This is a genomic window from Aliidiomarina halalkaliphila, from assembly GCF_007096385.1.
GTDB lineage: Bacteria > Pseudomonadota > Gammaproteobacteria > Enterobacterales > Alteromonadaceae > Aliidiomarina > Aliidiomarina halalkaliphila.
On sequence record NZ_VJWL01000001.1, the window covers coordinates 570,776 to 597,658 of the forward strand.

A 26,883-nucleotide genomic window follows, 5' to 3' on the forward strand; every position below is an offset into this window, starting at 1 on the left:
CGTATATTTAAATGGGCTACTGCATTGATTTATGAGCAATAAAAAAACCGACACTATAATCGAGTGGTAATCCTGCATGAGTGCGATACGGCGCGTAAGCCTTCTGCAGATAAATCAACTCACTGCGGGACAATTCCCGTTGAGGTAGCGCCTGATAGTCGGCACCAATTCCCGATATACTGCGGATCAGTGCTGATACATTAGGAAAATATCCGGTAACCTTCCGTTGCTCGGCATACCCCAAGGTAAAACCTACCTCTTTCAAGGCAGTGCACCATTCCTGAAAGGAACGATGTTCATTAATCCCAACGTGGGCTGCACTCCCTAACGATTCCACTGACTCGTTATTCCCGTGCGCGCCGGATAATGCGTAGGCTCCACGTAACTGCGCGAGTGGCATCAAACTATTGGGAAGTACCGTAGAAAATGCAAAACACCCGCCAGGGCGCAGTGTGCGCCATGTTTCGGCACATAGCCTTGATAAAGAATTGGCCCATTGCACGGCAAGATTCGAATAAATCAAAGACATCGTATCCTGAGGAAACGGCAAATCTTCCATATCACCAAGCACAAATCTTTGTTTTGGATTCATCTTCTGGGCTTGCGCTAACATTGCTGCAGAAATATCCACACCGGTATAGATTGGCGCGAGTTTGCTTAGCTCAGCGGTAAAGATCCCAGGTCCGCATCCCAAGTCCATCACAGTTTCTTGTGCATTACTTGTCGAATGTGAGTGCAGCATATTAAGCAGCACCTGTCCGGCGTAGCGTTGTACATCGGCCAACTGAGTATAACGCTGGGCTGCACGTCCAAAATGGGCGGCTACTTCTGATTTATCGTACAACACAGGCCTCATGAAGTTCCTTGTCCTGGTGAAAAATCCGCACTAGCGCAGAAAAGAGTGCATCAATGTCGGTTTCGGTATGCCCTGCTGATAGGGTAAAGCGTAATCGTTCTGTTCCTTTCGCCACCGTCGGGGGCCGCATCGCAATACAGCGAATATTTTCCGTGCGTAGCGCGTGTGACAGGCGTAGGGCAAGTTCAGACGTGCCAATCACAAGGGGTTGAATCGGTGTACTCGAGGGCAGCAAGCGCAGTTGCAATTGCGCTGCATAATCACGAAAACGGGAAATATTACGGGTAAGCATGCCACGTCGCTCTGGTTCGGCTTGAATCACGCCAAGACTGGCTTGTATGGCCATCGCCTGAGCCCCCGTAAACGCGGTCGAATAGATAAGGTGACGACATTTCTGCACCATGTAATCGCAAATTTGTTGATCGGACGCCACAAATGCCCCGCCTAATCCAAAGGCTTTGCCGAAAGTTCCACTGAGAATATCTATACCGTCACTCCCACGGCTATCCATAGCCCCTCGTCCGCGCTCGCCGGTAACGCCAACGCCATGGGCATCGTCGATAAACAGTAACCCATTCTGTTGGCGTACAAGCGCACTTAGCCCAGCGATAGGCGCGGAATCCCCATCCATGCTAAACACACCTTCACTCACCAATAAAGGCGTTCCCTCGGGCATTTGGGCTTTTACCGAGGTTATCTTCGTCTTAGCGTCGGAAAGCTCGTTGTGCTTAAAGCGATGTACTGGCAGCGTTTTTATCCCGTCATACAAGGAGGCATGGGCAAAGCGATCAAGAATGGGCACAGCCCCTACGCTTTGTAAGGTTTGTAACACACCTTGATTGGCCGCGTATCCGCTTGAAAACAAGAGAACGCGGTCAAATCCAAGCCAATCCGCCAGTTGCTCAGTTAATTCATGATGGGCGTTTGAATAACCAACAACCAACGGGCTTGCGCCACTGCCAGCGCCCCATTTCTGTAAACCCTGGTGAAAAGCCTCGAGTACTTTTGGGTGAGCGCGCAAGGCGAGATAATCGTTACTGGCAAACTGACCGTGGAACGAATCTGCCGGATACGGCCACGGTTCTAACTGCCGCCATAAACCGGCGGCCTTTATTGTGGCGAGATTTTCGGCAATTCGTTCTCGCAACATATCAAACGGTCGCCGACGATTGGGATTCCCGGGCTGTCGCGTCATAAAACAGAGGCTTCGCCGGTTTGCGCTGCTCGGGCGTAAGACCTAGGCGCGCAAATAGTTTGAGATCCGCTTCGGCCACTGGGTTAGCAGTCGTAAGTAGCTTTTCTCCATAAAAAATAGAGTTTGCTCCGGCAAAGAAGCAGAGCGCCTGAAGCTCATCGCTCATGGTCTCCCGGCCTGCAGATAAGCGTACGTGTGATTTTGGCATCAAAATACGGGCCACAGCGATACAGCGCACGAATTCAAAAGGGTCCAAGTCGTCAAGGTGATCGAGTGGCGTCCCCTCAACTTTAACCAGTTGATTAATAGGCACACTTTCTGGCGGTACCGGCATATTAGCTAGCTGTTGCAGCAGTCCAATGCGATCTGATTGCTCTTCACCCATCCCTACGATGCCACCAGAACACACTTTCATACCCGCAGAACGCACGTTTTGCAGGGTGTCTAAGCGATCTTTATAGGTGCGCGTGGTGATGATATCGCCATAGTATTCAGGCGACGTATCCAGATTGTGGTTGTAATAATCGAGCCCGGCTTCGGCAAGCGCTGCGGCTTGCGTCTCGCTCAGCATGCCCAAGGTCATACAGGTCTCTAATCCAAGTTCACGCACGCCCTGAATCATGGCGACGATCTTCGGCATATCCCTTTCTTTTGGATTACGCCAGGCGGCCCCCATACAGAAACGTGAAGCGCCGGTATGCTTTGCACGTTCGGCTTGCTCGAGTACCTTCTGTACTTCCATGAGCTGTTCTTTTTCTAAGCCAGTGTCGTAGCGTGCGCTCTGAGGGCAATACTTGCAGTCTTCTGGGCAGGCGCCGGTTTTGATCGATAACAAAGTGCTCACTTGCACTTCATTGGGATTGAAGTGGGAACGGTGGATACTTTGAGCTTTGAAAAGCAAGTCATTGAAAGGCATGTCAAATAGCGCTTGAATATCAGCGCGAGACCAAGTTTCACATAGGTGCTGTTGGGCCATGAGAATTCCGAATTTTCATTGAATAAAGTCTCGACTAGCTTAGTGCCACCACTTACACTGTCAACTAAATACCATTCTTAAATTTTACAAGTGGTTAAATTATACACTATGCAGCCGATTGATCTTGCCTTCGACCAGCGCCATATATGGCATCCGTATACATCTCTGACCTCTCCACTGCCCACGTATCCTGTAGTGTCCGCCCGTGGGGTTGAACTGGAGCTTGAAGATGGTCGGCGATTGATCGACGGTATGGCCAGCTGGTGGTCGGCTGTACACGGATACAATCACCCCGACCTCAATCAAGCGGCCCATAACCAACTCGATAGAATGGCCCATGTTATGTTCGGGGGGATCACCCACGGACCTGCCGTGGATCTCGCAAAACAACTCGTGGCCATGACGCCTCCCTCCCTTGATGCGGTTTTTCTAGCAGACTCAGGCTCCATTAGCGTGGAAGTCGCCATTAAAATGGCATTGCAGTATCAAGCCAGTCGCGGCAAGCCTGAGAAAACTCAGTTGCTGACGATTCGTCAGGGCTACCATGGCGATACCTTTGCAGCGATGTCCGTGTGTGATCCGGTTAATGGTATGCATGAGCTATTTACCGGCATCTTGGCTAAACATCATTTCGCCCCCGCCCCTGTTATCAAACCATGGGAGTCATGGAACGAGACTGAAACTCAGGTGCTTGAGGCGTTATTTGCGGAACATCATGGGTCTATCGCCGCGTTCATTCTGGAGCCAATAGTACAAGGCGCCGGGGGGATGCGTTTTTACCACCCAGAATACCTACGTAAAGCACGGGCGCTCTGTGATCACTACGATGTATTGCTGATCGCCGATGAGATTGCCACGGGATTTGGTCGTACCGGGCGCTTGTTTGCTTGCGAGCACGCAGGAATCACCCCAGATATTATGTGCGTCGGTAAAGCATTGAGTGGCGGCTACATGACGCTAGCGGCCACCATCGCTACGCGTCACATTGCCAAAACCATCGGAAAAGGACCGGGCGGTGGTGCGTTGATGCACGGCCCAACGTTTATGGCCAATCCCCTCGCCTGCGCTGTAGCGTCAGCCAGCTTGGGCATCATTCAACAAGGCGCATGGCAGCAGCAAGTGGAAGCCATAGGCGAACAATTGGCAACGGGACTCGCCCCTTGTCGAGAGTTTGATTCAGTCGCCGATGTACGTTGCTTTGGCGCTATTGGTGTGGTTGAAATGAAAGCCCCAGTAGACGTCGCGAAGGCCCAGCGCTTCTTTGTTGACCGAGGTGTTTGGATTCGACCCTTTGGGCGCTTAATCTATGTCATGCCACCCTATGTGATTCAGACCGATCAATTAAAGCAAATTACCCAAGCGATCTGCGCCTGGTGTGAGTGCGGGAAATAAGCGCAAAAGCATGATTTCACATTGCGTCAATGCGCACAAAAAAGTAACATGACCGCCTTAATTTGCGTGCGATTTTGCATAAAAAGCACCGATTTTACTTGGCTAAGCGTTTCGGAGAATAAAAACCCATGACGATTGCGGTTATTAAAGATGTATTGGGCGGGAAGTTTGCACTGGGCGATACCGTCACAGTACGGGGTTGGGTGCGTACCCGACGTGATTCCAAAGCGGGAATCTCGTTTATTAATGTGCACGATGGATCATGTTTCGATGCTATCCAAGCCGTGGCCCCCAATCATCTGGATAATTACAATCAGGAAGTGGTGCGTCTTACTACAGGCTGCTCCGTGATCGTTACCGGTACCGTTGCGGAATCTGCAGGTAAGGGTCAAGCCTTTGAGTTGCAAGCCACTTCAGTTGAAGTCGTTGGTTGGGTCGAAGATCCAGATACCTATCCGATGGCTCCCAAACGCCACAGTATGGAATATTTACGGGAATTCGCACATTTGCGTGCGCGTACCAATATCACGGGTGCTGTGACCCGAGTGCGTCATTGTCTTGCCCAAGCTGTCCATCGCTTCTTTCATGAGCGCGGCTTCTATTGGATTAGCACGCCTATTATTACCACCAGCGATGCCGAAGGTGCTGGTGAATTATTCCGTGTATCCACCTTGGATTTAATGAATCTTCCACGCACTGAAGACGGCAAGGTGGATTTCAAAGAAGATTTCTTCGGCAAAGAGGCATTCCTCACGGTTTCGGGGCAGCTCAACGTAGAAACCTACGCCTGCGCCCTCTCGAACGTGTATACCTTCGGTCCAACCTTTCGTGCAGAGAATTCCAATACCAGCCGTCATTTAGCAGAGTTTTGGATGATTGAACCGGAAGTGGCCTTTGCCGATCTTGATGACATGGCGGCCCTTGCAGAAGATATGCTGAAATATGTGTTCAAGGCGGTGTTAAACGAGCGCGCCGACGATATGGCCTTCTTCGCCGAACGCATTGATAAAGAAGCCATCAGCCGATTACAACACGTTATTGATAATGAATTCGTCCACATGGACTATACCGACGCGGTAGACATCCTGCAAAAATGCGGTAAAGCGTTCAATTACCCAGTGGCTTGGGGTGTGGATTTACAATCTGAGCACGAGCGTTATTTGGCAGAGGAGCACGTAGGTGCCCCAGTAATATTAAAAAACTACCCTCGTGATATTAAAGCCTTTTATATGCGCCAAAACAGCGATGGTAAGACCGTAGCCGCAATGGACGTACTTGCCCCTGGTATTGGCGAGATCATTGGCGGTAGCGCCCGTGAGGAGCGTTTAGATCTGCTTGATCAGCGCTTGGATGAAATGAAGCTACCGAAAGAAGAGTACAGCTGGTATCGTGACTTACGCCGCTATGGCACCGTGCCACATGCAGGCTTCGGTCTTGGCTTCGAGCGCTTAGTGGCTTACGTGACCGGCGTGCAGAATATCCGCGACGTGATTCCGTTCCCACGCTCACCGAATAACGCTGACTTCTAAACCGCAACAGCAATCCAGAAAAACCCAGAGAAACTTAGAAAAAACGGATGATAGGTCATGTGCCTATCATCCGTTTTCACCTTGGGGGCTTTCAAAGGTCTTTTTTCACCTTACAGGCGAATTTCTAAACCCGTCTCATCACAGGCGTGCTTGCGCGGACAGAATTCACAATCTTTCATAACTTTTTCAGGCCAACGGCTCTTATCGGCGATGGTAAAGCCAAGTTTGGCAAAAAACGCGGGCGCCCGTGTTAGCGCAATTACTCGCGCGATACCTAAATGGCGCGCTTGATCCAAAAGAAAGTTTACCAACTCTGCCCCCATGCCTTTCCCTTGCAAACCTTCTTGCAAGCCTAGAGAGCGAATTTCTGCCAAGCCTGTACCAAATACATACAACGCCCCGCACCCGACAATCTCGCCATTTAGCTCAGCGACGGCAAACTGGTGGATTGCTTGCATAATATCTTGTTCCTGACGCGGCAAATGCTCCCCTTTCGCTGCCCAATAGCGAATCAATTCGGCAATCTTAGGCACGTCGGTGAGTTTTGCTTGGCGCACGTGGGTTAACGCTGCGGCATGTGCCTGCGAGCGTTGACGTGCCCGGCGAAGGGCTGAATGTACTTTAGCAGGGGCCGTTCCGCCTAAAGCTGAGCGACGGTTCATCCCCGACATCAGCGCCAGCGCCGCGTACACGTCTTCGTTAATCCGTGAACTAACTTGTTGCATGTCGGCGAGGGTGAGCGCCTCTAAAGGCACACCTTGCTGGATAGCTATTAGCACGAGCTTACCGCTGAGTTCATGGGAATCCCGAAAAGGAATCCCCTGCCCAACCAAGTAATCCGCCAAATCTGTGGCATTGGAATAGCCAAGCTCCGCAGCGTGTTGCGCCACTTGCGTGTCGACCCGCAAATGCGGCAAGGCATAGGCCATGATGGCTAAACACTGTTGCCATTGGGCTAAGCCATCAAAATAGCCTTCTTTGTCTTCTTGCATATCTTTATTATAAGCTAGCGGCAAACCCTTCACGGTCATTAACATGGCTTGCAAATGCCCGGCAACCCGCCCGGTTTTTCCACGGATAAGCTCAAATACATCTGGGTTTTTCTTTTGTGGCATAAGCGATGAACCACTCGAAATAGCATCGCCGAGCAAAAATAAACCCGCCTCGCCGGAGCAATAAAACACGATGTCTTCCGACAATCGAGACAAATGCACCATGCTAAGACTGGCGGTTGCTAATAACTCGATGACAAAATCCCGATCCGACACTGCATCTAAGCTGTTACGGCATGGTCCATTGAAGCCTAGTTCTGCGGCAATCTCGTGACGTTCAACGGCGATCCCAGATCCAGCTAAGGCACCACAGCCTAGGGGAGATTGCGACAACCGTTCGCGGGCTTGAGTTAAACGTTCCAAGTCCCGTTCCAACATTTCCACATAGGCTAACGCCCAATGACTCACTAACACCGGCTGTGCCCGTTGCAGATGGGTATAACCGGGCATGACGGCCTCTTCATAGCGCTCAGCGAAGGCAAGCAATGCGTCGATCGCCGCCAAGAGGTGCTCACCAATGGTATGGGTTTTAGCCAGCGACCATAAGCGCAGATCCGTAGCCACCAGATCATTGCGAGACCGCCCTGTGTGCAATTTACGCGCGGTACTGCCGATCAGTTTTTGCAGTTCCGACTCAACCCAGCTATGAATATCCTCTTCATTAGATGATAGCGGCGCCCTAGGATCTTTTTGTACTCGCTGCAGCAAGCGATCAAGCCCACTTTGCAGAATTTCCTGCTCATCGTTGGTTAATAATTGCTGCTCGGTTAATGCATTGACCCATGCTTTGCTCGCTTGAATATCAAAAGGCGCCAACACATAATCGAATTTCAAGGAATCATTGAACGCTCGAAACTCGCCAGCACTCGCTTGTTCGAAGCGGCCTCCCCACATACTCATTGTAAACCTCCTTGCTTTAATGCCCGAATCCGGCTGGATAGGCTGAACAAGCGAATAAATCCGGCGGCATCTTTTTGTTGGTACACTTCGTCTTCTTCAAATGTAGCAAAGGCCTCCGAATATAAAGTAAAAGGAGATTTACGCCCAAGCACCGTGATATTGCCTTTATACAACCCTAAACGCACCGTGCCGGTGAGTTTCTGGGCCAACACTGCCACCGCTGCAAGTAACGCTTCCCGCACTGGAGTAAACCACTGACCATCATAGAGTACATCGGCCAGTTGCTGACCCAGTTGATGACGTAATCGCTGACAGGGACGATCATGAACCAGTTCCTCTAAGCCACGCAGGCCCTGATACCAAATTGCGCCACCGGGCGTTTCATAGCAGCCCCGAGACTTCATCCCCACTAAGCGATTTTCCACAATATCAATGCGACCGACACCATGGGCTGCCCCCAGGCTATTCAAGGCAACTAGCGCTTCAGTTTGGGTCATAGCTGACCCGTTTACATGGGTTAAAATACCCGCGTCAAAGGTTAAATCCACTACTTCTGTGGTATCCGGCGCTTGCTGAGGCGACACCGACAAAGTCCATACCTGATCCGTAGGCGCATTCCATGGGTCTTCGAGCTCTCCACCTTCGTGGGAGATATGCCACAAATTTGCGTCACGGCTATAGATTTTGGTCGCACTGGCTGTGGTCTTAATATTCCGCTCAGCCAGATAGTTCAACAAATCCTGACGCGATCGCATATCCCACTCCCGCCAGGGGGCAATCACGGTTAAATGCGGCGCAAGGGCAGCAAAGGTGCTCTCAAAACGAACCTGATCGTTGCCTTTTCCGGTGCAACCGTGACACACAGCGTCGGCACCGACTTCAAGCGCAACCTGCACCTGAGCTTCGGCAATTACTGGCCGCGCGAGCGCGGTACCTAATAAGTATTGTTCTTCATAGATGCAGCCTGCCTGCATAGCCGGTGCGATCAATTCGTTTACGAACTTGTCCTTTAAATCGACGATATAGCAGGCAGATGCGCCAGACTTCAGAGCCTTCGCTTCAATCCCTTCAAGCTCCTCATCCCCTTGGCCCACATCGGCCACAAAGGCGATTACCTCGCAGTCATAGGTTTCCCTTAACCAAGGAACAATAGCCGACGTGTCCAATCCGCCGGAATAGGCTAATACCACCTTGTTGACCGAAGGGGTAACGGCTGTGTGTGATTGGCTCATACCTGTGAGAACTCCTCGAAAAGATGGTGAAATACGGCTTTCTGAACATATAAACGGTTTTCGGCTTGTTGCAAGACGGCACTAATTGGCCCATCCATCACTTCATCCGTGATCTCATCGTTACGATGTGCCGGCAAACAATGCATTACCGTGGTTGCGGCAAGGCGTTTTATCAATGCTTGGTTCACTTGGTACGGCGCAAAGATTTCGCACGTTGCTTTGTAATCGCGGTTATCCCCCATGGATAACCATGTATCGGTATACACCACATCGGCGTGACTTACTGTCGATAGATCGTGACCCAAGGTGATTCTATGTTGCGGGTAACGCTTGTTTAATTCCCGCAAAAAAGACGCTTGTGGGCCATAGTTAGGCGGACAAATTACCGTAAGTTTAAGATCAAGTGCCGCTGCGCCTACCATCAAGCTTTGACACACGTTATTGCCCTCGCCCACATACAGGATATCGACAACTTTCATATCAATTGGATAACGCTCCTGAATCGTTAACAGGTCCGCTAAGGTTTGACATGGGTGATGTATATCGCACAAAGCGTTGATCACGGGAATTCGCGCTGCCGCAAGCTTATGCAAGGTTTCATGTTTGAACACGCGAGCGACAATGCCATGGGTCCAACACGCCAGGTTGCGGGCGATGTCTTCAACGGATTCGCGCTGGCCAGGCTGGACCATTTGCGCATCTAAATAAATTGGCTGTGCGCCAAGCTGATGAATCCCCACTTCAAAGCTCACCCGGGTACGCAAACTCGGTTTTTCGAAAAGCATGGCAATGGATTTGCTTTTCAAGGAGTTTTGAAAACTTGCCGGATGGGCTTTCATATAGCCGGCAAGGGTTAACATGTGCTTGATTTGCGTGGCGTTCACGTCAAATAACGAAAGTAAATGCATAGGTTGTATGTCTCTAAATATAAATTCGGGGTGCGCAGTAACTTATTTTGCAGGAAGAATACAGGTTCCCCGGTATTCCCCATGGAGGAGTGCGATCACAGATTCAGGCTGAGCCCATCCCGCGATCGCCGTGATTCGTCGTGAACGCTCAGCGGCTAGCAGTGCGGCGGCCAGTTTCACTTTCATGCCGCCAAGGATAAAGTCCTGCTGGAGTAAACGTTGCGCTTCACTAAATGCAAGTACGCTTAATGGTTTGCCCGTAGCATCCACGATAGCGCTCACATCACTCAGCAAAATAAGGCGAGCCCCAAGCACATTCGCTAGCGCGGCAGCAGCATAATCAGCATTTACATTCAGCAATTGACCTGTCTGATCGACGCCGATTGAACTCACCACAGGTAAGAATCCCTGCGCCAATAATAGGGTCAACAAGGTTGCCCCAATACCGTCTTGGTTTTCTATGCTCGGCTCACCAACACAACCGAGCTGATGATTCCGTTGCATATAGAGCAATGGACCATCCGCCAAACTCAATCCCACAGCTTTAAATCCAGCGTGCTGAGCAATCCCTACGATGCGTTTATTTACGGTTCCAGCTAAGGCCCCTGTCACAATATCCATGTGGGCTTGAGGCGTTACTCGCTGACCATTAATCTTTTCACTTTGATAGCCAGCTTGTTTTAGCATGTGATCAGTTTGGCTCCCACCCCCGTGCACCAGTACAAATGGTGTGCGCGTTTCGGCTAAGGCCGTAAGTAGATTAGCTAGTGCGTTCGGATGGTCCAATACAGCACCACCTACTTTAATAACCGAATAGGGTGATGCCATTAGCTTTCCTCCCTGATAAAACCTGAGAAGCCCGCATGACGTGGAAACCCAAATACGTGATTCGCTGCTTGGATGGCCTGGGATGCCGCTCCTTTCAATAAATTATCAATGGCAGAAATCACCACAAGATTTTGCCCCTGAACGGCAATATAAAGATGGCAAAACGGCGTACCCGCCACATGGTCAATAGCCGGTGGCTGCTGCACTAAACGTATAAACGGATGATCCTGATAGCGCGCTTGATATACCTGATGCACCTGATCGGCACTTATGCCTTTGCGCAATTGGGCAACACAAGTGGCGAGTATGCCCCGTTTGTAAGGGCCCAATAACGGGGTAAATACCACAGGGGTGCCTAAATTGTTCACAATTTCAGGGCTGTGCCGATGGCTGAGTACACCATAGGCTTGCACGCTCACTTCACAAAATGATGTACGTGGGTTTGCTCCTCGTCCGGCGCCAGAAACCCCGCTTATCGCAGTAATGGTTGGTACTGACGCCGGGGCGAGAAGCGCGCTCTCACACGCAGGCTGTAACGCAAGGGTCGCGGCTGTTGGATAGCAACCAGGGATGGCAAACAACTGCCCTTGCGAATCCAGGTTCGCTAGCTCCATTAACGCATACTGCGCATCACCAAGAAGTTCTGGGTGCGGATGCGCGAAACCATAGGTTTCACCGAACTGCTCTGGATCTTTAAAACGGTAGGCCCCAGACAAATCAAATACTTTGCAGCCAAGCGGGAGTAATTGTGCCGCAATAGTCGCACTCACTTCGTGGGGTAAGGCTAAGAACACCGCATCACAAGAAGCCGCAAGTCCATAGCTATTCTGTGACCACGGCTGAATCAGCAAATCGCTACTGCCCGCTGCACTTGCAGCAATCTCACGCCAAAGCTGCGGCTTTGAAGACTCAGAAGAAAATGCAGCGACCACATCGAAATATGCATGGTTATGCAAAATTCTTAACAATTCGCAGCCGCTGTAGCCAGAAGCACCCAATACCATCACCCGTGCTTTCTTTGCCATAAAAGAAGGCGGATTCTCAACGGTATTGGTGGAAACTGCTATGGATTTTGACACGATTTGACGAACCCTAAATTTCTAAGCAAACGGGCGTCGCCAATGGCTCGCCAACATGATGAACACATGCTAACGAAATTAACCGCTAATTTCAATATATTTATGCTTTATTTATGCATATAAATTCACAAGCGAGTTTTTACTCTTGCTTCGCGGCTGCGCCAAAACTGAAAATCAATTTCTCTTTTTCCGGCTTAATGGGTGTTGGCACTGCCGGTGTACCAATATACAAGAAACCGACAATGTCATTATCTAAACTGACTCCGAGTTCCGCCTTCATATGCTCTGACTCCGCGAAGATCCCAGTACGCCAAATGGCGCCAAGACCAAGTGCAAACGCCATTTGCTGCATCGCCAACGTTGCGCATGCTGCAGACGCGTACTGTTCCTGACGCGGGACTTTTGGATGGTCCACATAGGCGGTGACTATCGCAATCACACAGGGTGCTCGAAGCGGAAGCTGAGGAGCGCGTTGTTGCTCCACATCCGGTAAACCTTCCAGTTGCGCCACCGCAGCAAAGGTTTCACTCAACCCTTGTAAACGTTCGCCGCTAAATACGTCACATCGATACGGCGTAAGTCCCATATGATCCGGCACCCGCAATGCCGCCTTCTCAAGTAACTTGAGAGCTTTGGCATCCGGACCTGGAGCCGTAAGGCGTGGCATTGATGTGCGATTTAAAAGGAGGTCAACGGCATCCATTCAGGGTTCCTTTGCTAGAGTCGTTGTTAATTATTCGGTTCTATTACTTGGGCTAGCATTTGCAGCTACGCATCGATGCAAGAACCAGTTACACTATGGCTCACTTTATCATTGCAGCGAAAAAGTCTCCAAGCCTGTTGGAACCAAACCATGAAATTTTTAGGCAAATTATTGCGTCCGTTATGGACCTTCTTAAACAATGCACGCAAAGTGATTGTGAACGTCGTGTTCTTTGCCGTGCTTATCTTTGTTTTTCTTATCATGATCCGAGACGACGATATTCCCGAGTATCAATCGGGCGCTTTCTTAGTCGTGAATCCTAGTGGCGTACTGGTGGAAGAGCTCACCTATATTGCTCCTGCTGATCGCCTCATGCAGCGTTCTATGGGCACCCCGCCTGTACCGGAAGTAGACTTCCATCAACTTATATCAACCTTAGACTACGCCATTGCGGATCCGGATATTGGTGGAATTCTGCTTGACTTAGGCTACTTTTGGGGCGGTGGTTTATCCAAGTTACAAGTGCTCGGCGATCGCTTGCAATCCTTTCGAGATACCGGTCGCCCAGTATTCGCTTACGGTGATTATTACTCCCAATCCCAATATTTTCTTGCCGCCCATGCCGATGCGGTGTACCTACACCCCCATGGTGCAGTTACCTTTGATGGCTACCACGCCTATCAAAATTATTTCCGGGATTTGCTCGATAAGTTGCATATTACCCCGCATATCTTTCGTGTAGGCGAATACAAAAGTGCAGTAGAACCATACGCCCGTAATGCAATGTCTGATGAAGCCCGGGAAGCCAATCAGGCGTGGATCGATACCCTATGGCGAGAATATCTCAATGGTGTTTCCGCTCAACGAGACATCACCCCCGCACTACTCAGTGGTCGTATCGAGGATTTTGAAGCTGCCTTCACCAAGGCCAACGATTCCCATGCACAACTCGCTATGAACGAAGGCTTGGTGGATGGTTTAATGGACAGCGACGCCATGCGCCAACTTTTAGTGGCTCACGCAGGTGAAGACGCCGATGCCAACAGTTTTCAGCGGATTGGATGGCGGGACTATCATTATGCCCAACGCCATCATGACAAAAAGCGCTCGAAAGAACTCCCCGACGCACAGATTCGTATGGTTATCGCCCGCGGTACCATCCACGATGGTGACCGCAATGCCGGTACCATTGGTGCTGATCGGCTCGTGCGCCAATTGCGGGCGGCTCGCTTCGATGATCGCGTTAAAGCAGTGGTAATTCGTATCGATAGCCCCGGTGGTAGTGCTTTTGCTTCGGAAAAAATACGCGAGGAACTTGCTCGCCTGCGCAATGCAGGCAAACCTGTAGTGGCCTCTCTGAGTTCGGTAGCCGCCTCTGGTGGCTATTGGATTGCTGCCGGTGCGGACGAGATTTACGCAAGCTCGGCGACCCTTACCGGTTCCATCGGTGTCTTTGGGTTATTCCTAAATGCGACAGAAGGCTTCGGGAAACTTGGGATATACGCCGACGGTGTGAGCTCAACGGAAATGCCCTATATTGATAGCAATAGGCCGATAGACAGCACAACTGAGCGCTTAATTCAGCGCAATATTGAACGCATCTACCGAGATTTTATTGATATTGTGGCAGAAAGTCGTGGGCTTAGCGCCGACGAAGTAGACGCCATTGCCCGAGGTCGCGTTTGGATGGGAGCGGATGCGTTGCACCATGGTCTTGTGGATGGCATCGGAGAATTTGAAATGGCCATCGCGCGAGCAGCCGAACTGGCCGACGTTGATGATTACCAAATTACGCGACCAGCAAGGGAAACCCGTGGCCTGAATGCAGTCATTGAGCGATTACTAGAGCGCACTTTAGTATCTCAGCTCAGTGCTGAAGGTCAGGTTTCTCCTTTGCGTCAACGTTTGTTGCAACAATTGTTGCAAGATCTACAGGTCCTCGAGGATTTTAGTGATGCTCGCGGCGTATATAGTCGCTGTCTCGAATGCGAGCCCGTGTTTCATTAAGGAAGGAGCCGTTATGAGCCGTTCAACAGCCCGTAAGCGTATTTATATTGCCTACACAGGCGGTACCATCGGCATGATGAAGTCAGCCCATGGCTACATTCCTGCCCCGGGATTTTTGGCTGAAAGTATTAAGGGAATGCCGGAATTTTATCGCCCAGAAATGCCAGAGTTCACCCTGTGTGAATACGCACCACTGATGGATTCATCGGATATGACGCCGCATGATTGGCAACGTATCGCTCAAGACATCCAAGAACATTACGATGCCTACGACGGTTTTGTCATTCTTCACGGCACCGATACTATGGCCTACACGGCATCGGCTCTGTCCTTTATGTTTTCCAATCTAGGCAAGCCAGTGATTGTGACCGGATCGCAAATCCCGCTTGCTGCGTTGCGCTCGGACGGACAAACAAATCTCCTGAACGCCTTGTATTTGGCTGCCCATTATCCGATTCATGAAGTCACTTTGTTCTTTAACAATCGGTTATTTCGGGGCAACCGCGCTACCAAAGCCGACGCCGATGGGTTTGATGCCTTTGCTTCACCAAACTTCCCTGCACTTCTGGAAGCCGGAATTGATATCGAGCTGATCGCCGGTGAGATCCGCCCTATCCTGCAAGAGCCATTGCAAGTGGCGAGCATCGCCGCCCAGGAAATCGGAGTAGTAACACTGTACCCCGGCATGAGTGAGAAAATCATCGATAACTTGGTACAGCACCCCGTTAAGGCCCTTATTTTACAAAGCTATGGTGTAGGAAATGCGCCCCAACATGGCGCATTAATTAAATCATTGAAGCGCGCTGTAGAAGCCGGTGTGATTGTTTTGAATTGTACCCAATGCTTTAAAGGTACCGTCAATATGCAGGGCTATGCAACTGGCAACGCTCTCGCGGATATTGGGGTAATTCCCGGCTATGATCTCACCATTGAAGCAGCCTTGACCAAACTGCATTATTTGTTATCGCAAGAAACTGACATCACAGCCATTCAAGATGCTTTGATGGACAATCTACGCGGTGAATTAACGCCACCGAGTGGACAAGATACACGTTAATTCGTTGCCTTGCTCTTGAAGTCTTCAAATACTTGATTACGGCCTGCATGCTTAGCCGCGTAAGCGGCCTTATCTGCGCGCCTTACCACATCATCGGGCTCCGAGTCATCTTCACGGAGTTCAGTCAGGCCCACACTGGCAGTCACGATTGGGCAGGTTAAATCCTGAGGAATGAGCGCAATATCCTCGACAATTTCCTTTGCAATGTCGCGTGCGCGATTTACTGGGCACTTTGGCAAAATAAGAATAAACTCATCCCCGCCCATACGGCCCAGAAAATCAGTTTCTCGCGTGTGTTCCATTAATATTTGCGCCACCCGCTTCAGTACTTGATCACCCATGTCGTGACCGGCCTCGTCATTCACTGCTTTAAAGCCATCTAGGTCGATCACCAATACAATGACTGACTCATGGAACAATCGCGCGTTCATAATCACTTTTTTAAGCGCTTGATCCTGCCCACGACGGTTTAACAAACCTGTAAGGGCATCAATCGTAGCCAGAGTACGCAGGTTTTCTATCTCCGTGTACGATGAGGTTACATCGCGCACTGTGCCCACGTGCCCCAAACAATTTTTCTGAACAATCACCGGGGTGGTTTCAACATGCAACCAAATCACAGTGCCATCTTTTCGGGTAAATCGAAAATCAACTTCCGAAGGATGAGTGTCTTTAAGTACCCCCGTCCACATGGCCACCACTTTCTCTATATCTTCTTCTAGGATGTGTGCCCGCATTCCTGTTGCCCGCAGTTCCGCCAATGTGAAACCCGTCAGTTCCTCTAATTTTTTATTGATAAATTCGAACTTGCCACTAGGCTCTGTCATAAACTGACCGACCGGTGACGTCTGCAATACAATATCAAAATAAGCCTTCCGCTCTTCCAGAGCTTGCTGCTGCTTAATATTTTGCTTCAACAGTGAATTGAAGCGTTGGACGAGCGGGCGTAATTCGCGTAATCGGGGCACCGGCAAAAAATTAGCATCGCCCGCAATAATAGACTCCGTGTGTTGTCGTAAATGACGTATGGGCCGCAATTGATAACTTAGGAGCAAGATAAAAAGCACCACACTGATCACCGCGCCCGTGCCAAATACCTGTAATTGCATATTACGCAGTGCATCGAGAGGGGCATACACGCCTTCAATGGGTTGCACTACCAATATGTACCAGTTCGCACCGGCAAAATGACTCACGCTGATCATGCTAGGTACGTTATTGAAGCTGTTCATATAGGCAGTCGGTTTATTCCGCTGGGCCTCATGCATAATCTGAGAAAATTTATCTTCAGGTAATTGCCGCAATGTGGTTTCCGGATCCGGATGAAACAATATTTTGCCTGCTTCGGAAACGATGGAGATATATCCGTGGGTGCCCACTTCGAGCGTGGCTAACTCCCGAAATAAACGATGATCTCTTAAGGCAATATTGCCAATGATGGCGCCAAGAAACTCGCCTTGGTCGTGTAAGCCGTAGGCGAAGTGAACAATATCGGGATAGCCATCCAAATTGTCTACTGGCTCAGAAATCACCAGGGCATCATCTTGTTTGACCCGTTGAAAAATATCACTGGCATAAAACGAAGCAAAATTAGCAGTCCGTGCAAGGCGTTCTGAATTAGAATCCCATGCGTCAACTAAATAACCGTCACGGTCCAGTAACCAAAGGCTATCAAATAAAACTTTAAGCCCGGCTTCGTCCTTAAGTTCTGGGTGCGGCTCAAGCCACGTAAGTAAGTTGCGCTTTAACTCGCGCAGAGCATCGGCGCGGGTGTCTAGCGCCAGTTCTAATTGGATTCGTTGGCTCGAAGCAAATTGCTCAGCACGCACCGCCGCTTGCTCACGCAAGGTATTTTCTTGCATGCGTAATGACGTCCACATGCTAATCGTCATCATAACCACAAGAGCCACGGTGAGGGAAAGCGCTAGACGTATTGTGAGCCGGTTAAAAAGCATCTGACGAATGCCTCGTTATATTTCAATGGCGTTAGTTATCATCTAACTCTATCGCTAGACCGCCGCTTTCAGCAAATTTTGTATACAATATATTGACATTTGTAAGCATTTGGCTAATTTTTAATCATATTCTGGAAAAGATAGGCACTTCGGCTACTATTAAAGATAGGCAACAACTTTATGGGCCAACTGAACCTTTCGTCCCCTAAGGAAATGTTCAGTTTGGTATTAGCGCACGGCTCTTATATGAGCCCTTCCCCTAAGCTCGGAACACCTCCCCCCTTGGTTCCGAGCTTTTCTTTATCTAAAGTTCAATCGTTCATAGCTAATAATAAGCGACGCGCATTAGCTCTCACTCGCAAGTGGTGTTGGTTGAACACCAAATAGGTGATAAAAATTATGTCGCGTCGTGGCGGCAACTTCATCGACGCCCACATCTTTGAGTTCGGCCACACATTGCGCAACGTGTTGAACATAACCGGGTTGATTTTCCTTACCACGATACGGAACCGGTGCAAGCCATGGTGAATCCGTTTCAATCAACAAACGCTCAAGGGGAATATGGCGCACAACCTCGCGCAATTCTTTCGCGTTGGCAAACGTGGCAATACCTGAAATTGAAATGTAAAAGCCCAAGTCCATTGCTTGCTCTGCCATCTCAAGGCTCTCGGTAAAGCAATGCATAACCCCACCACATCGCTCAGCGTGACCATTTCGTAAGATATCAATGGTATCACTGCGGGCATCACGGGTATGGATAATCAGGGGTTTCTTCAGCGTGGTCGCGATATCCACATGACAGGCAAAGCTGTCTTGTTGAATGCGGTGGTGCTCTTTATCGTAATAGTAATCAAGACCCGTCTCACCCACAGCGACAACATCTTCGCGTTTGCATAAGTCGCGCAATCCCTGCTCGTTAAAGCCATGTTTGGCGACATACAATGGGTGCACACCACAGGAAAAACTCACTTCAGAATGTGAACCCACAATACTTTGCATTTCATGAAAATCGTCGAGCGTAACACCGATACACAGCATGTGCTCAACCTGCGCCGCGCGTGCCTCGTTCAGCACATGATCAATGCCATGGCTTTTCGTGAGTTTAAGTTTATCCAGATGACAATGGGAATCGACAAACATGACTACCCTTACTAATTAAATCAGTGCGTGTTCAACCAATACCAGGGCTAATTGGCCATGGTCTCTCGTGCCAGCAATAAGCGCCTACGGCAATCGTGTAACCAACGCTGGCTCAGCAATTGCGCATTTAAGCCCGGCCCCTGTAGCTCTCGTCGCAACACAATGCCTGTTTGGTAACAATCACTTAAAGCCTGTGCAAAACCACTCGGATTCGTCTCGACATGGGCCTTTGCCCAAGTAGGATATGTATTGCGCTCACTATAATCGCGAAGCGTTAAATGCAGAGACTCAATGACACTCATCACGAATTGTTCAATGCCTTCATTATCTTTCGGCAACTGCACGCTGCCAAATACCACATCATCCAACATCGCTTGCGGAAGCGCCTGCCCATCTTTCAGCAGCTGCAGTGCAGTGAGTGGACGTTTCTGGGCATAGCTGACTAACGCATCGGAAATGGTCGCATCTGGAACGAGTTGCGTGAGCCATGCAGCGATCGTATCAAGCGGTGGGCGCGGGATTGGAAACATCATCAATCGGCTACGCACCGTCGGCAACAGTAACGAGAATTGCGCGGCGCTTACAATTAAATATGTATTTTCCGGTGGTTCTTCCAAGGTTTTCAGCAAACTATTGGCCGCTGCCAGCGTCATGCTATCCGCATGTACCACATGCACCACTTTATTGCCGCTTTGGGCAGCACTTTGCTGGGCAAAGGCACCAACCTTTCGAATCGCATCTACACCCAGCTGTTTGCCCGGCTCCGGTTGTATACGCAGTAAGTCTGGGTGCGTGCCTGCTTTATACAATAAGCACTGCTTACACTGACCACAGGCACGGATCCCTTTTGTATCCTGTACCGGCTTTTGACAGAGCAATAATCGCGATAACTGTTCAAGTAACTGTTCACTGCCTAACTCGGGTTGATATTCAATGCCAATGCCATGGGCGAGACTGCCACCAAGGGCCGCCTCACTGAGTTGTTGCCATAAGGGGCGAATCCAGGGAAAGCTTACGCGGGCCATTGCTGCTCCAACGCTTCGGTTATATCACGCTGCACCTGTTTGATGTCTTGGCTAGCGTCTATGACGCAGATACCGGATTCTTGCGTTGCAATCTCACGATAACGCGCTCGGGTTCGGTGAAAAAATTCTAGGGTTTCTTTTTCAATACGGTCCAGATCACCACGTTGCAGCGCCCGGGCTAAACCAATTTCAGGATTAATATCAAGATACAATGTGAGGTCCGGTTGAAAATCACCCAATGTGAGGTGTTTTAAGTGCTGAAGCTTCTCGTCTCCCAACTCCCGGCCGCCACCCTGATATGCTCGCGAAGAGAGGTCATGGCGATCACCAACGACCCATTGGCCTTGCGTCAATGCAGGTTTAATCACGTTATCTACTAATTGCACTCTGGCCGCATACATCAACAGTAATTCCGCTTCTGCAGTAATATGCTCTTTCCAGTCCTGCTTCACCAAATCCCGGAGAGCTTCGGCAAAGGGCGTTCCGCCCGGTTCCCGCACCGTAATAAAAGAATGCCCTTGCTGTGTTAGCCACGCAGTCACCGTCGCTACCGCGGAGCTTTTACCGGCGCCTTCGAGGCCCTCTATAACAATAAAGCGTCCTTTCATCGATTCCTCTGATATTGGTTGACCGCGCGGTTATGCTCAGCCAAGGTGCGTGAAAACACATGGGTACCGTCATTTCGGCTCACAAAGTAATAGTACTCTGAAGATTCTGGTTGCAGTGTCGCTCGGATTGCCGCAGCACCCGGCATGGCAATAGGCGTTGGCGGCAAGCCATCAATGCGATAAGTATTATATGGGGTATGCTCCTGAATGTCAGATCGATAGATTACCCCACGATAGCGGTCCCCTAAGCCATAGATAATGGTTGGATCCGACTGTAAACGCATTCCTGTGTGCAATCGATTCACAAAAACACTAGCCACTAAACCCCGCTCATGGGTGGCCCCGGTTTCTCGTTCCACAATAGATGCCAACACCAATGCTTCGTAAGGCGTAGATAGCGGAACCGTGCGGTCTCGCTGTTCCCATTCTTGCTGCAGCACCGTCTGCATGCGTTGAAATGCTTGCTGATAAATCCTTAAATCGGTGGTGCCCGCATAAAAGCGGTAGGTATCTGGGAACAATAACCCTTCCGGATGCCCATGGTCGCTGCCAAGTATGCTCATAATCTCGCTAACAGGTGTATCACCCAATTGGGAGCGAATATATGGATGAGCTTCCAGCTGTGCTTGCCAGTGTTTAAACTCACTACCTTCGACAAAGGTAATGGAAAAAAGATGTTGGTTGCCACGGGCAAATCGAGTCCACAACTGCGCCGGTGTTTCACCGTCGTTTAACGCATAAACACCAGCTTGAAAACGGGCATTGGGCATAAATAAACGTACCGCCCACTGATTCCATTGCTGAGGCGTTAAAAACCCACGCTCTTCAAGTGAACGTGCAATACCACGCCGATGCGCACCACGAGGGATTTCAAAAAGCACGACGCCATCGCCTGCGTACAGATTTATTGGCGTTTCTTCCAATACTTCGATTGCTCCGGCACCATCTATACTATGCGCTCTGGTACTCACTTCTCCGCCATGGTGAAACCACCAGTACAGGCCGCCATAAGCAGAACCGAGTAGCAATGCCAGAATAATAAATAGACCTAATAAAATAGCGATTAATCGACGTAACATAACACTCGAATCATTCTGATTTATTCCGTTGTTTTCGGTAATTTACCCGTGGTTAGGCACGCGCTATAACACCGAACCTTGGGTAATTGTCGCTCGCCAATTGAGCATGCCGGTACTAAGCCCATTAATGCATTGCACACAAACATTTCATCACAATCAGTCAATACACTAGGCAAAGCACGCACCACTTGTACATCTGGATTGTGCCTGATCAACCATTGGCGCACCACCCCATCCACACCGGCATGACTGAGCGCTGGGGTAAACCACTGGTCATCGACGCGCCAAAACAAGTTACCGGCAGAAGCTTCGACCAAATACCCCTCGCGATCAGTGACGATCAAATCATCATATGCGGTTGTCGCAAGCTCTTGTTTAATCGCCACTTGCTCTAACCGGTTAAGGGTTTTTAAGCCAGCAAATGCAGGCTGTATTGCCACTTGAAACTCGGCCAAGCCCATGCCAATACCTAAGCGTTGCCAGTTTTGATAATACTGGGGATAGCTCGTGAGCCGAAAGATCACTGCAGGTTGACTATCAGCGTCTGGGAGATAGCCATTGCCACCCTCCCCGCGAGTGACCGTAATACGAAGTACCGCATGCGCGGCGTCGTATGATGTCGATATAGTCTTTAATACTTGGTCTACACCAAAGGCAAGATCGTCGGGACAAGAAAAACCGAGGCGCTCACAGGTATCCAGTAGGCGTTGATGGTGCCATGCCCACAGATGACACTGCCAATACCCAGCCTGGTTGCGATCGAGACGAATGGTGGTAAAACAGCCATCGCCAAAATTTAAACCGCGGTCATGCAACGACAGCGCACTCCCAAGCTGGCCCTGGCGCCATGTATAGGCCGACGGCATCATATTTGTTGAAACACCAAACTACCGTTGGTTCCGCCAAAACCAAAGGAATTACACAAGGTTGCCGTAACTTTTGCATCACGAGCCGTATGTGGCACGTAGTCCAAATCACATTCGGGATCAGGATTCTCTAAGTTAATCGTGGGCGGAAGCACCTGATCACGAATCGCCAACACTGAGAAAATAGCTTCCACTGCACCAGCGGCGCCTAACAAGTGCCCGGTCATTGATTTAGTGGAGCTTACAGGAACCCGCTTCGCATCTGCTGCGAACACAGATTTAATGGCTCTTGTTTCAGCGATATCACCCGCAGGCGTTGAAGTGCCGTGAGCATTGATATAACTCACCTTATCCACAGATAGTTCCGCATCCTGCAACGCATGACGCATGGATGCCGCTGCACCACGCCCATCTTCTGGTGGTGCGGTCATATGAAAGGCATCTGCGCTCATGCCAAAACCAGTCAGTTCAGCATAGATTTTCGCGCCCCGAGCTTTTGCATGCTCAAAACTCTCTAACACCATGACCCCTGCACCATCCCCGAGGACAAATCCATCTCGGTCCTTATCCCAAGGTCGGCTAGCTTCATCTGGTGCTGCGTTACGGGTTGATAATGCCCGTGCCGCCGCAAAACCCGCCATACCTAAAGGGGTCGATGCCTTTTCTGCTCCGCCGGCTAGCATCACGTCAGCATCGCCATACGCAATAATACGAGCCGCTTGACCGATATTATGTACACCACTGGTACAGGCGGTTACGATTGCCATATTCGGCCCAGTTAAGCCATACATCATCGATACCTGGCCAGAAATCATATTAATAATGGAGCTGGGCACAAAGAATGGTGACACCCGACGCGGGCCGCCTTCCAATAATTTTTGGTGATTCTCTTCAATCCCCTGAAGGCCTCCGATACCGGAAGAAATCATTACGCCGCAACGATGCGCATTACGCTCATCGAAGCGAAGACCTGAATCCGCAATGGCTTGCTGAGCGGCAACCACCCCATACTGAATGAAGGTGTCCATTTTCCGCGCTTCTTTGGCAGGCATATAGGCACTCACATCAAAGTCTTTCACTAAACACGCAAACTGGGTGCTATAGCCTTGGGTATCAAAATGGGTAATGGGGCCAGCCCCAGACTTTCCAGCAATAATCGAAGCCCAGGTGGTTTCCGTATCTAAGCCATTTGGAGTCACCATGCCGAGGCCTGTGACAACAACTCTGCGTTTGCTCATCAAAGATATCCTTGTTCTGCCATTCTCTGAGGTTTTCTGGGGTTGCCGTAAACCATACCTTAATTGTATTACGGATTGAGGGCTATTTTAAGCACATAAAAAAAGGCGGAATTTTCATTCCGCCTTCCTTACAACCAAGCTTTACTTACGAAGAATGCTTGTTGATGTAGTCGATAGCTGCTTGAACCGTGCGGATCTTCTCAGCTTCTTCATCTGGAATTTCAGTTTCAAACTCTTCTTCCAGAGCCATTACTAATTCAACCGTGTCCAGTGAGTCTGCACCCAGGTCGTTTTCGAAAGAAGCTTCAGGCTTCACTTCGTCTTCTTTAACACCGAGTTGCTCAATGATAATTTTCTTTACGCGTTCTTCGATAGTGCTCATGTTTAACCCTCAAATAAAGGTATCTTAAATAAATTTGCGTGTAGTGTAGTCAATCAGACACCACGATTAAAGCAAAAATTTAGCTAAATGGCTGAGGTCTTACCTCGTAAGCCTAGATTTTGCTGAGAATTTCGGCGATTACGCCATGTTCATGCCGCCATTCACATGAATTGTTTCCCCGGTCACGTAGGCTGCACCTGGCGAAGCCAAGAATAACACTGCCGCAGCAATTTCTTCTGGTTTGCCTAACCGAGCCGCTGGAATAGTATCAAAAATACGCTCCCGTTGATCATCGGTCAATGCCTTCGTCATATCGGTATCGATAAATCCAGGCGCAACAGCGTTCACAGTCACCCCACGCGAGGCGATTTCTTTGGCTAAGGCCTTACTGAAACCAATCAGACCAGCTTTTGCAGCACAGTAGTTCGCTTGCCCAGGATTACCTGTCGTTCCAACCACAGAACCAATATTGATAATGCGACCGTGACGATTTTTCATCATACCACGCATCGCCGCCTTACATATCTTAAATACCGCAGTAAGATTGGTATTTAACACTTGCTCCCACTCGTCTTCTTTCATCCGCATAAGCAAATTATCGCGGGTAATTCCGGCGTTATTCACCAAGATATCAATTTTACCGTAACTGCTTTGCACATCAGCGATAAGGGCTTCAATAGCACCCTCAGCGGTTACGTCCAGTACTTTACCCGTGCCCTGAGCGCCAAGGTACTCAGAAATGGTGGCGGCGCCCTTTTCACTGGTGGCCGTGCCAATCACGGTGGCTCCAGCCGCAACAAATGCTTCTGCGATGGCTTTACCAATACCTCGCGTCGCGCCTGTAACTAACGCAACCTGACCGTCAAGATTGCCGATTAATGGAGAAGTCATAATTACTCCTAATGATTTAATATTTATGCGAATGCGTGAATTGCATCAGGTGCATTCACTGCAGAGCAGCTCACATCGCTATGAATGCGTTTAGCCAAGCCTGACAACACTTTGCCTGGACCTAACTCGTAATGGGTGGTGATTCCTTCCTGCGCTAACCAAGCGACGGTTTCCGTCCAGCGTACTGGGGAATACAATTGCGCCACTAAAGCCTCACGAATCGCTTCAGAGGTGCTCGCAATGCCCACATTCACGTTATGAATCACTGGGATCACAGGCACTTTCACATCAATATTGTCGAGTGCATTGGCAAGTTTTTCTGCGGCCGGTGCCATCAACGCACAATGCGAAGGGACGCTGACCGGTAACGGTAACGCCCGCTTTGCTCCAGCCGCTTTACACGCCTCACCTGCACGCGCTACCGCGTCTTTTTCTCCGGCAATAACAACTTGGCCCGGCGAATTGAAATTCACTGCGGATACCACTTGCCCTTGCGCTGCCTGAGCACAGGCGGCAATGACTGCGTCATCATCGAGGCCAATAATCGCTGCCATGGCGCCCTGCCCAGCAGGTACGGCTTCTTGCATCGCTTTACCACGAAGCTCGACTAAACGAATAGCATCACCAAAGTCTAAAGCACCTGCGCATACAAGTGCTGAATACTCACCCAAACTGTGACCCGCCATGTATGTTGGCTTTTGTGACTCGGGAATACAGCGATAGATAGCCACACTTGCCGCAAGCAATGCAGGCTGTGTCACTTCTGTTTGATTTAATTGCCCTTTGGGATCGTCTTGCACGACCTTCCACAAGTCATAGCCCAACACTTGCGAAGCTTCAGCAAAGGTCGCTTCTACTTGCGGGAATGCACTAGCAAGTTCAGAAAGCATGCCCACAGACTGTGAGCCCTGACCTGGAAAAACGAATGCACAACGTTGTGTCATTGGAAATCCTTCTTTATGTGTTACTAAATTAATAAGTGTTCGCTTCGGAGTGATTCCGATCAGCTAATTATAACGGATTAATGCAGAGCCCCAGGCAAATCCGCCGCCAAAGGCTTCTAATAAAAGCGTTTGCCCAGGTTGAATACGACCATCGCGGATTGCCATATCAAGCGCAATAGGCACCGATGCAGCCGATGTATTCCCGGTTTTCTCTAAGGTCATCACCACTTGGCTCATAGGCATGTTTAATTTACGTGCAGTGGCCTGAATTATCCGGTAATTTGCCTGGTGGGGAATCAGCCAATCCAACTCACTCGCCGCCATATTGTGATGCGCTAACGTATGTTCAACTAATTCCGCTAGTTTTTCTACTGCGACTTTAAATACTTCCCGCCCCCGCATGTATAACCATGCTTCTTGTTGTAACGCTTCATCACTGCGAGTGGGATGATCCGCCCCTAACAAGGAGGCGAACTCGCCAGCACTGTAGATATGGGTCGAGAGAATACCCGGTTCTTCCGCGGCGGAAAAGACCGCTGCCCCCGCACCATCACCAAATAAGATAATAGTATTACGGTCATCCGGGTTACACATGCGGGTTAAAGCATCGCTGCCGATAACCAATACGTGCTTCGCGGCACCGCTGACAATATATTTTTCCGACACTGACATCGCGAACAGAAATCCCGAACAGGCCGCTGCGACGTCAAAGGCAGGCGTATCCGTAATGCCAAGAGCATGTTGTACCTCACAGGCAGCGCTTGGAAATGCACGGTCCGCAGAGGTCGTGGCAACCACAATAAGATCCAATTGTTCGGCAGGAAGGTTTGCAGCATTCAGGGCGCGTTTAGCGGCTTCGGTCGCCATCGACACCACTGATTCGTCAGGCCCACACACGCGACGCTCACGAATTCCCGTTCGCTCTCGGATCCAGGTATCACTGGTATCCACGCGGCGCTCGAGCTCTGCATTGGTAAGTACGTCTTCTGGTAAAAAATGGCCAGTTCCGGCTAATCGTGCAAACATGCGACTCCTTGTACC

The 26,883-nt window shown here is 49.9% G+C and carries 24 protein-coding genes; 4 read left to right on the forward strand and 20 right to left on the reverse strand.

Annotated elements, in window-relative coordinates; translation table 11 throughout:
- Positions 1–16 precede the first annotated feature (16 nt).
- From FM042_RS02675 to bioB, 3 genes are read right to left on the reverse strand one after another with little or no spacing between them, the layout of a single operon-like run.
- Positions 17–856: a methyltransferase domain-containing protein gene (locus FM042_RS02675; protein WP_143234201.1), complete on the reverse strand. Its 840-nt coding sequence runs from the start codon at positions 854–856 to the stop codon at positions 17–19.
- A complete protein-coding gene (locus tag FM042_RS02680) occupies positions 834–2,051 on the reverse strand; it encodes an aminotransferase class I/II-fold pyridoxal phosphate-dependent enzyme (RefSeq protein WP_143234202.1) in 1,218 nt (405 codons plus the stop codon). Before FM042_RS02680 ends, FM042_RS02675 begins: the two co-directional genes overlap by 23 nt.
- A complete protein-coding gene (bioB, locus tag FM042_RS02685) occupies positions 2,008–3,027 on the reverse strand; it encodes a biotin synthase BioB (RefSeq protein ID WP_143234203.1) in 1,020 nt (339 codons plus the stop codon). Before bioB ends, FM042_RS02680 begins: the two co-directional genes overlap by 44 nt.
- Before the next feature lie 108 nt (positions 3,028–3,135).
- Between bioB and bioA the strand changes: the two genes are divergently transcribed.
- Together bioA and asnS are read left to right on the forward strand one after the other, a co-directional pair.
- Positions 3,136–4,419 carry an adenosylmethionine--8-amino-7-oxononanoate transaminase gene (gene bioA, locus FM042_RS02690; protein ID WP_143234204.1) on the forward strand — a complete coding sequence of 428 codons (1,284 nt, stop codon included), beginning with the start codon at positions 3,136–3,138 and terminating at the stop codon, positions 4,417–4,419.
- 128 nt (positions 4,420–4,547) lie between these two features.
- Positions 4,548–5,948 carry an asparagine--tRNA ligase gene (gene asnS, locus FM042_RS02695; RefSeq protein WP_143234205.1) on the forward strand — a complete coding sequence of 467 codons (1,401 nt, stop codon included), beginning with the start codon at positions 4,548–4,550 and terminating at the stop codon, positions 5,946–5,948.
- A 110-nt stretch (positions 5,949–6,058) separates the two neighbouring features.
- Here asnS and argH read toward each other — a convergent pair whose 3' ends face one another.
- From argH to FM042_RS02725, 6 genes are all read right to left on the reverse strand, one after another.
- A complete protein-coding gene (gene argH / locus FM042_RS02700; protein ID WP_143234206.1) occupies positions 6,059–7,900 on the reverse strand; it encodes an argininosuccinate lyase in 1,842 nt (613 codons plus the stop codon).
- The gene (locus FM042_RS02705) at positions 7,897–9,132 is read right to left on the reverse strand and encodes an argininosuccinate synthase (protein WP_143234207.1); all 1,236 of its coding nucleotides are present in this window, start codon (positions 9,130–9,132) and stop codon (positions 7,897–7,899) included. Before FM042_RS02705 ends, argH begins: the two co-directional genes overlap by 4 nt.
- Positions 9,129–10,040 carry an ornithine carbamoyltransferase gene (argF, locus tag FM042_RS02710; protein ID WP_143234208.1) on the reverse strand — a complete coding sequence of 304 codons (912 nt, stop codon included), beginning with the start codon at positions 10,038–10,040 and terminating at the stop codon, positions 9,129–9,131. The genes FM042_RS02705 and argF overlap by 4 nt, the downstream gene beginning before the upstream one ends.
- Before the next feature lie 42 nt (positions 10,041–10,082).
- The gene (argB, locus tag FM042_RS02715) at positions 10,083–10,868 is read right to left on the reverse strand and encodes an acetylglutamate kinase (protein WP_143234209.1); all 786 of its coding nucleotides are present in this window, start codon (positions 10,866–10,868) and stop codon (positions 10,083–10,085) included.
- The gene (gene argC / locus FM042_RS02720; protein ID WP_232366336.1) at positions 10,868–11,947 is read right to left on the reverse strand and encodes an N-acetyl-gamma-glutamyl-phosphate reductase; all 1,080 of its coding nucleotides are present in this window, start codon (positions 11,945–11,947) and stop codon (positions 10,868–10,870) included. The genes argB and argC overlap by 1 nt, the downstream gene beginning before the upstream one ends.
- A gap of 139 nt (positions 11,948–12,086) precedes the next feature.
- Positions 12,087–12,650: a nitroreductase family protein gene (locus FM042_RS02725; protein WP_143234210.1), complete on the reverse strand. Its 564-nt coding sequence runs from the start codon at positions 12,648–12,650 to the stop codon at positions 12,087–12,089.
- Positions 12,651–12,800: 150 nt separating this feature from the next.
- Here FM042_RS02725 and sppA point away from each other — a divergent pair, with 150 nt between their 5' ends.
- Both sppA and ansA read left to right on the forward strand, forming a co-directional pair.
- On the forward strand, positions 12,801–14,657 hold the full coding sequence (gene sppA, locus FM042_RS02730; RefSeq protein ID WP_185960671.1) for a signal peptide peptidase SppA: 1,857 nt from the start codon (positions 12,801–12,803) through the stop codon (positions 14,655–14,657).
- Positions 14,658–14,670: 13 nt separating this feature from the next.
- On the forward strand, positions 14,671–15,714 hold the full coding sequence (gene ansA, locus FM042_RS02735; protein WP_143234212.1) for an asparaginase: 1,044 nt from the start codon (positions 14,671–14,673) through the stop codon (positions 15,712–15,714).
- Here ansA and FM042_RS02740 read toward each other — a convergent pair.
- The 11 genes from FM042_RS02740 to FM042_RS02790 all read right to left on the reverse strand — a co-directional run bounded on the left by FM042_RS02740 (position 15,711) and on the right by FM042_RS02790 (position 26,868).
- Positions 15,711–17,609 carry a sensor domain-containing diguanylate cyclase gene (locus FM042_RS02740; RefSeq protein ID WP_185960672.1) on the reverse strand — a complete coding sequence of 633 codons (1,899 nt, stop codon included), beginning with the start codon at positions 17,607–17,609 and terminating at the stop codon, positions 15,711–15,713. The two genes, ansA and FM042_RS02740, sit on opposite strands and share 4 nt — an antisense overlap.
- A 405-nt stretch (positions 17,610–18,014) precedes the next feature.
- Positions 18,015–18,809: a TatD family hydrolase gene (locus tag FM042_RS02745; RefSeq protein WP_143234214.1), complete on the reverse strand. Its 795-nt coding sequence runs from the start codon at positions 18,807–18,809 to the stop codon at positions 18,015–18,017.
- A gap of 47 nt (positions 18,810–18,856) precedes the next feature.
- The gene (locus FM042_RS02750) at positions 18,857–19,834 is read right to left on the reverse strand and encodes a hypothetical protein (RefSeq protein WP_143234215.1); all 978 of its coding nucleotides are present in this window, start codon (positions 19,832–19,834) and stop codon (positions 18,857–18,859) included.
- A complete protein-coding gene (gene tmk / locus FM042_RS02755; RefSeq protein ID WP_143234216.1) occupies positions 19,822–20,442 on the reverse strand; it encodes a dTMP kinase in 621 nt (206 codons plus the stop codon). Before tmk ends, FM042_RS02750 begins: the two co-directional genes overlap by 13 nt.
- Positions 20,439–21,521, reverse strand: coding sequence for an endolytic transglycosylase MltG (gene mltG / locus FM042_RS02760; RefSeq protein WP_143234217.1), 1,083 nt, complete (start codon positions 21,519–21,521; stop codon positions 20,439–20,441). The genes tmk and mltG overlap by 4 nt, the downstream gene beginning before the upstream one ends.
- A 20-nt stretch (positions 21,522–21,541) precedes the next feature.
- Positions 21,542–22,390, reverse strand: a complete 849-nt coding sequence (gene pabC, locus FM042_RS02765) for an aminodeoxychorismate lyase (protein ID WP_143234218.1) — start codon at positions 22,388–22,390, stop codon at positions 21,542–21,544.
- A complete protein-coding gene (gene fabF, locus FM042_RS02770; RefSeq protein WP_143234219.1) occupies positions 22,387–23,625 on the reverse strand; it encodes a beta-ketoacyl-ACP synthase II in 1,239 nt (412 codons plus the stop codon). Before fabF ends, pabC begins: the two co-directional genes overlap by 4 nt.
- A 145-nt stretch (positions 23,626–23,770) precedes the next feature.
- A complete protein-coding gene (acpP, locus tag FM042_RS02775) occupies positions 23,771–24,007 on the reverse strand; it encodes an acyl carrier protein (protein ID WP_143234220.1) in 237 nt (78 codons plus the stop codon).
- Positions 24,008–24,145: 138 nt separating this feature from the next.
- On the reverse strand, positions 24,146–24,898 hold the full coding sequence (fabG, locus tag FM042_RS02780; protein ID WP_408608838.1) for a 3-oxoacyl-ACP reductase FabG: 753 nt from the start codon (positions 24,896–24,898) through the stop codon (positions 24,146–24,148).
- A 23-nt stretch (positions 24,899–24,921) separates the two neighbouring features.
- Positions 24,922–25,842 carry an ACP S-malonyltransferase gene (fabD, locus tag FM042_RS02785; protein WP_143234221.1) on the reverse strand — a complete coding sequence of 307 codons (921 nt, stop codon included), beginning with the start codon at positions 25,840–25,842 and terminating at the stop codon, positions 24,922–24,924.
- Positions 25,843–25,905: 63 nt separating this feature from the next.
- The gene (locus tag FM042_RS02790) at positions 25,906–26,868 is read right to left on the reverse strand and encodes a beta-ketoacyl-ACP synthase III (RefSeq protein ID WP_143234222.1); all 963 of its coding nucleotides are present in this window, start codon (positions 26,866–26,868) and stop codon (positions 25,906–25,908) included.
- Between the last annotated feature and the right edge of the window lie 15 nt (positions 26,869–26,883).

Coding starts and splice junctions, on each gene's coding strand:
- FM042_RS02675 (WP_143234201.1), bottom strand. CDS start 856: ATGAGGCCTGTGTTGTACGATAAATCAGAAGTAGCCGCCCATTTTGGA.
- FM042_RS02680 (WP_143234202.1), bottom strand. CDS start 2,051: ATGACGCGACAGCCCGGGAATCCCAATCGTCGGCGACCGTTTGATATG.
- bioB (WP_143234203.1), bottom strand. CDS start 3,027: ATGGCCCAACAGCACCTATGTGAAACTTGGTCTCGCGCTGATATTCAA.
- bioA (WP_143234204.1), top strand. CDS start 3,136: ATGCAGCCGATTGATCTTGCCTTCGACCAGCGCCATATATGGCATCCG.
- asnS (WP_143234205.1), top strand. CDS start 4,548: ATGACGATTGCGGTTATTAAAGATGTATTGGGCGGGAAGTTTGCACTG.
- argH (WP_143234206.1), bottom strand. CDS start 7,900: ATGAGTATGTGGGGAGGCCGCTTCGAACAAGCGAGTGCTGGCGAGTTT.
- FM042_RS02705 (WP_143234207.1), bottom strand. CDS start 9,132: ATGAGCCAATCACACACAGCCGTTACCCCTTCGGTCAACAAGGTGGTA.
- argF (WP_143234208.1), bottom strand. CDS start 10,040: ATGCATTTACTTTCGTTATTTGACGTGAACGCCACGCAAATCAAGCAC.
- argB (WP_143234209.1), bottom strand. CDS start 10,868: ATGGCATCACCCTATTCGGTTATTAAAGTAGGTGGTGCTGTATTGGAC.
- FM042_RS02725 (WP_143234210.1), bottom strand. CDS start 12,650: ATGGATGCCGTTGACCTCCTTTTAAATCGCACATCAATGCCACGCCTT.
- sppA (WP_185960671.1), top strand. CDS start 12,801: ATGAAATTTTTAGGCAAATTATTGCGTCCGTTATGGACCTTCTTAAAC.
- ansA (WP_143234212.1), top strand. CDS start 14,671: ATGAGCCGTTCAACAGCCCGTAAGCGTATTTATATTGCCTACACAGGC.
- FM042_RS02740 (WP_185960672.1), bottom strand. CDS start 17,609: ATGATGACGATTAGCATGTGGACGTCATTACGCATGCAAGAAAATACC.
- FM042_RS02745 (WP_143234214.1), bottom strand. CDS start 18,809: ATGTTTGTCGATTCCCATTGTCATCTGGATAAACTTAAACTCACGAAA.
- FM042_RS02750 (WP_143234215.1), bottom strand. CDS start 19,834: ATGGCCCGCGTAAGCTTTCCCTGGATTCGCCCCTTATGGCAACAACTC.
- tmk (WP_143234216.1), bottom strand. CDS start 20,442: ATGAAAGGACGCTTTATTGTTATAGAGGGCCTCGAAGGCGCCGGTAAA.
- mltG (WP_143234217.1), bottom strand. CDS start 21,521: ATGTTACGTCGATTAATCGCTATTTTATTAGGTCTATTTATTATTCTG.
- pabC (WP_143234218.1), bottom strand. CDS start 22,390: ATGATGCCGTCGGCCTATACATGGCGCCAGGGCCAGCTTGGGAGTGCG.
- fabF (WP_143234219.1), bottom strand. CDS start 23,625: ATGAGCAAACGCAGAGTTGTTGTCACAGGCCTCGGCATGGTGACTCCA.
- acpP (WP_143234220.1), bottom strand. CDS start 24,007: ATGAGCACTATCGAAGAACGCGTAAAGAAAATTATCATTGAGCAACTC.
- fabG (WP_408608838.1), bottom strand. CDS start 24,898: ATGACTTCTCCATTAATCGGCAATCTTGACGGTCAGGTTGCGTTAGTT.
- fabD (WP_143234221.1), bottom strand. CDS start 25,842: ATGACACAACGTTGTGCATTCGTTTTTCCAGGTCAGGGCTCACAGTCT.
- FM042_RS02790 (WP_143234222.1), bottom strand. CDS start 26,868: ATGTTTGCACGATTAGCCGGAACTGGCCATTTTTTACCAGAAGACGTA.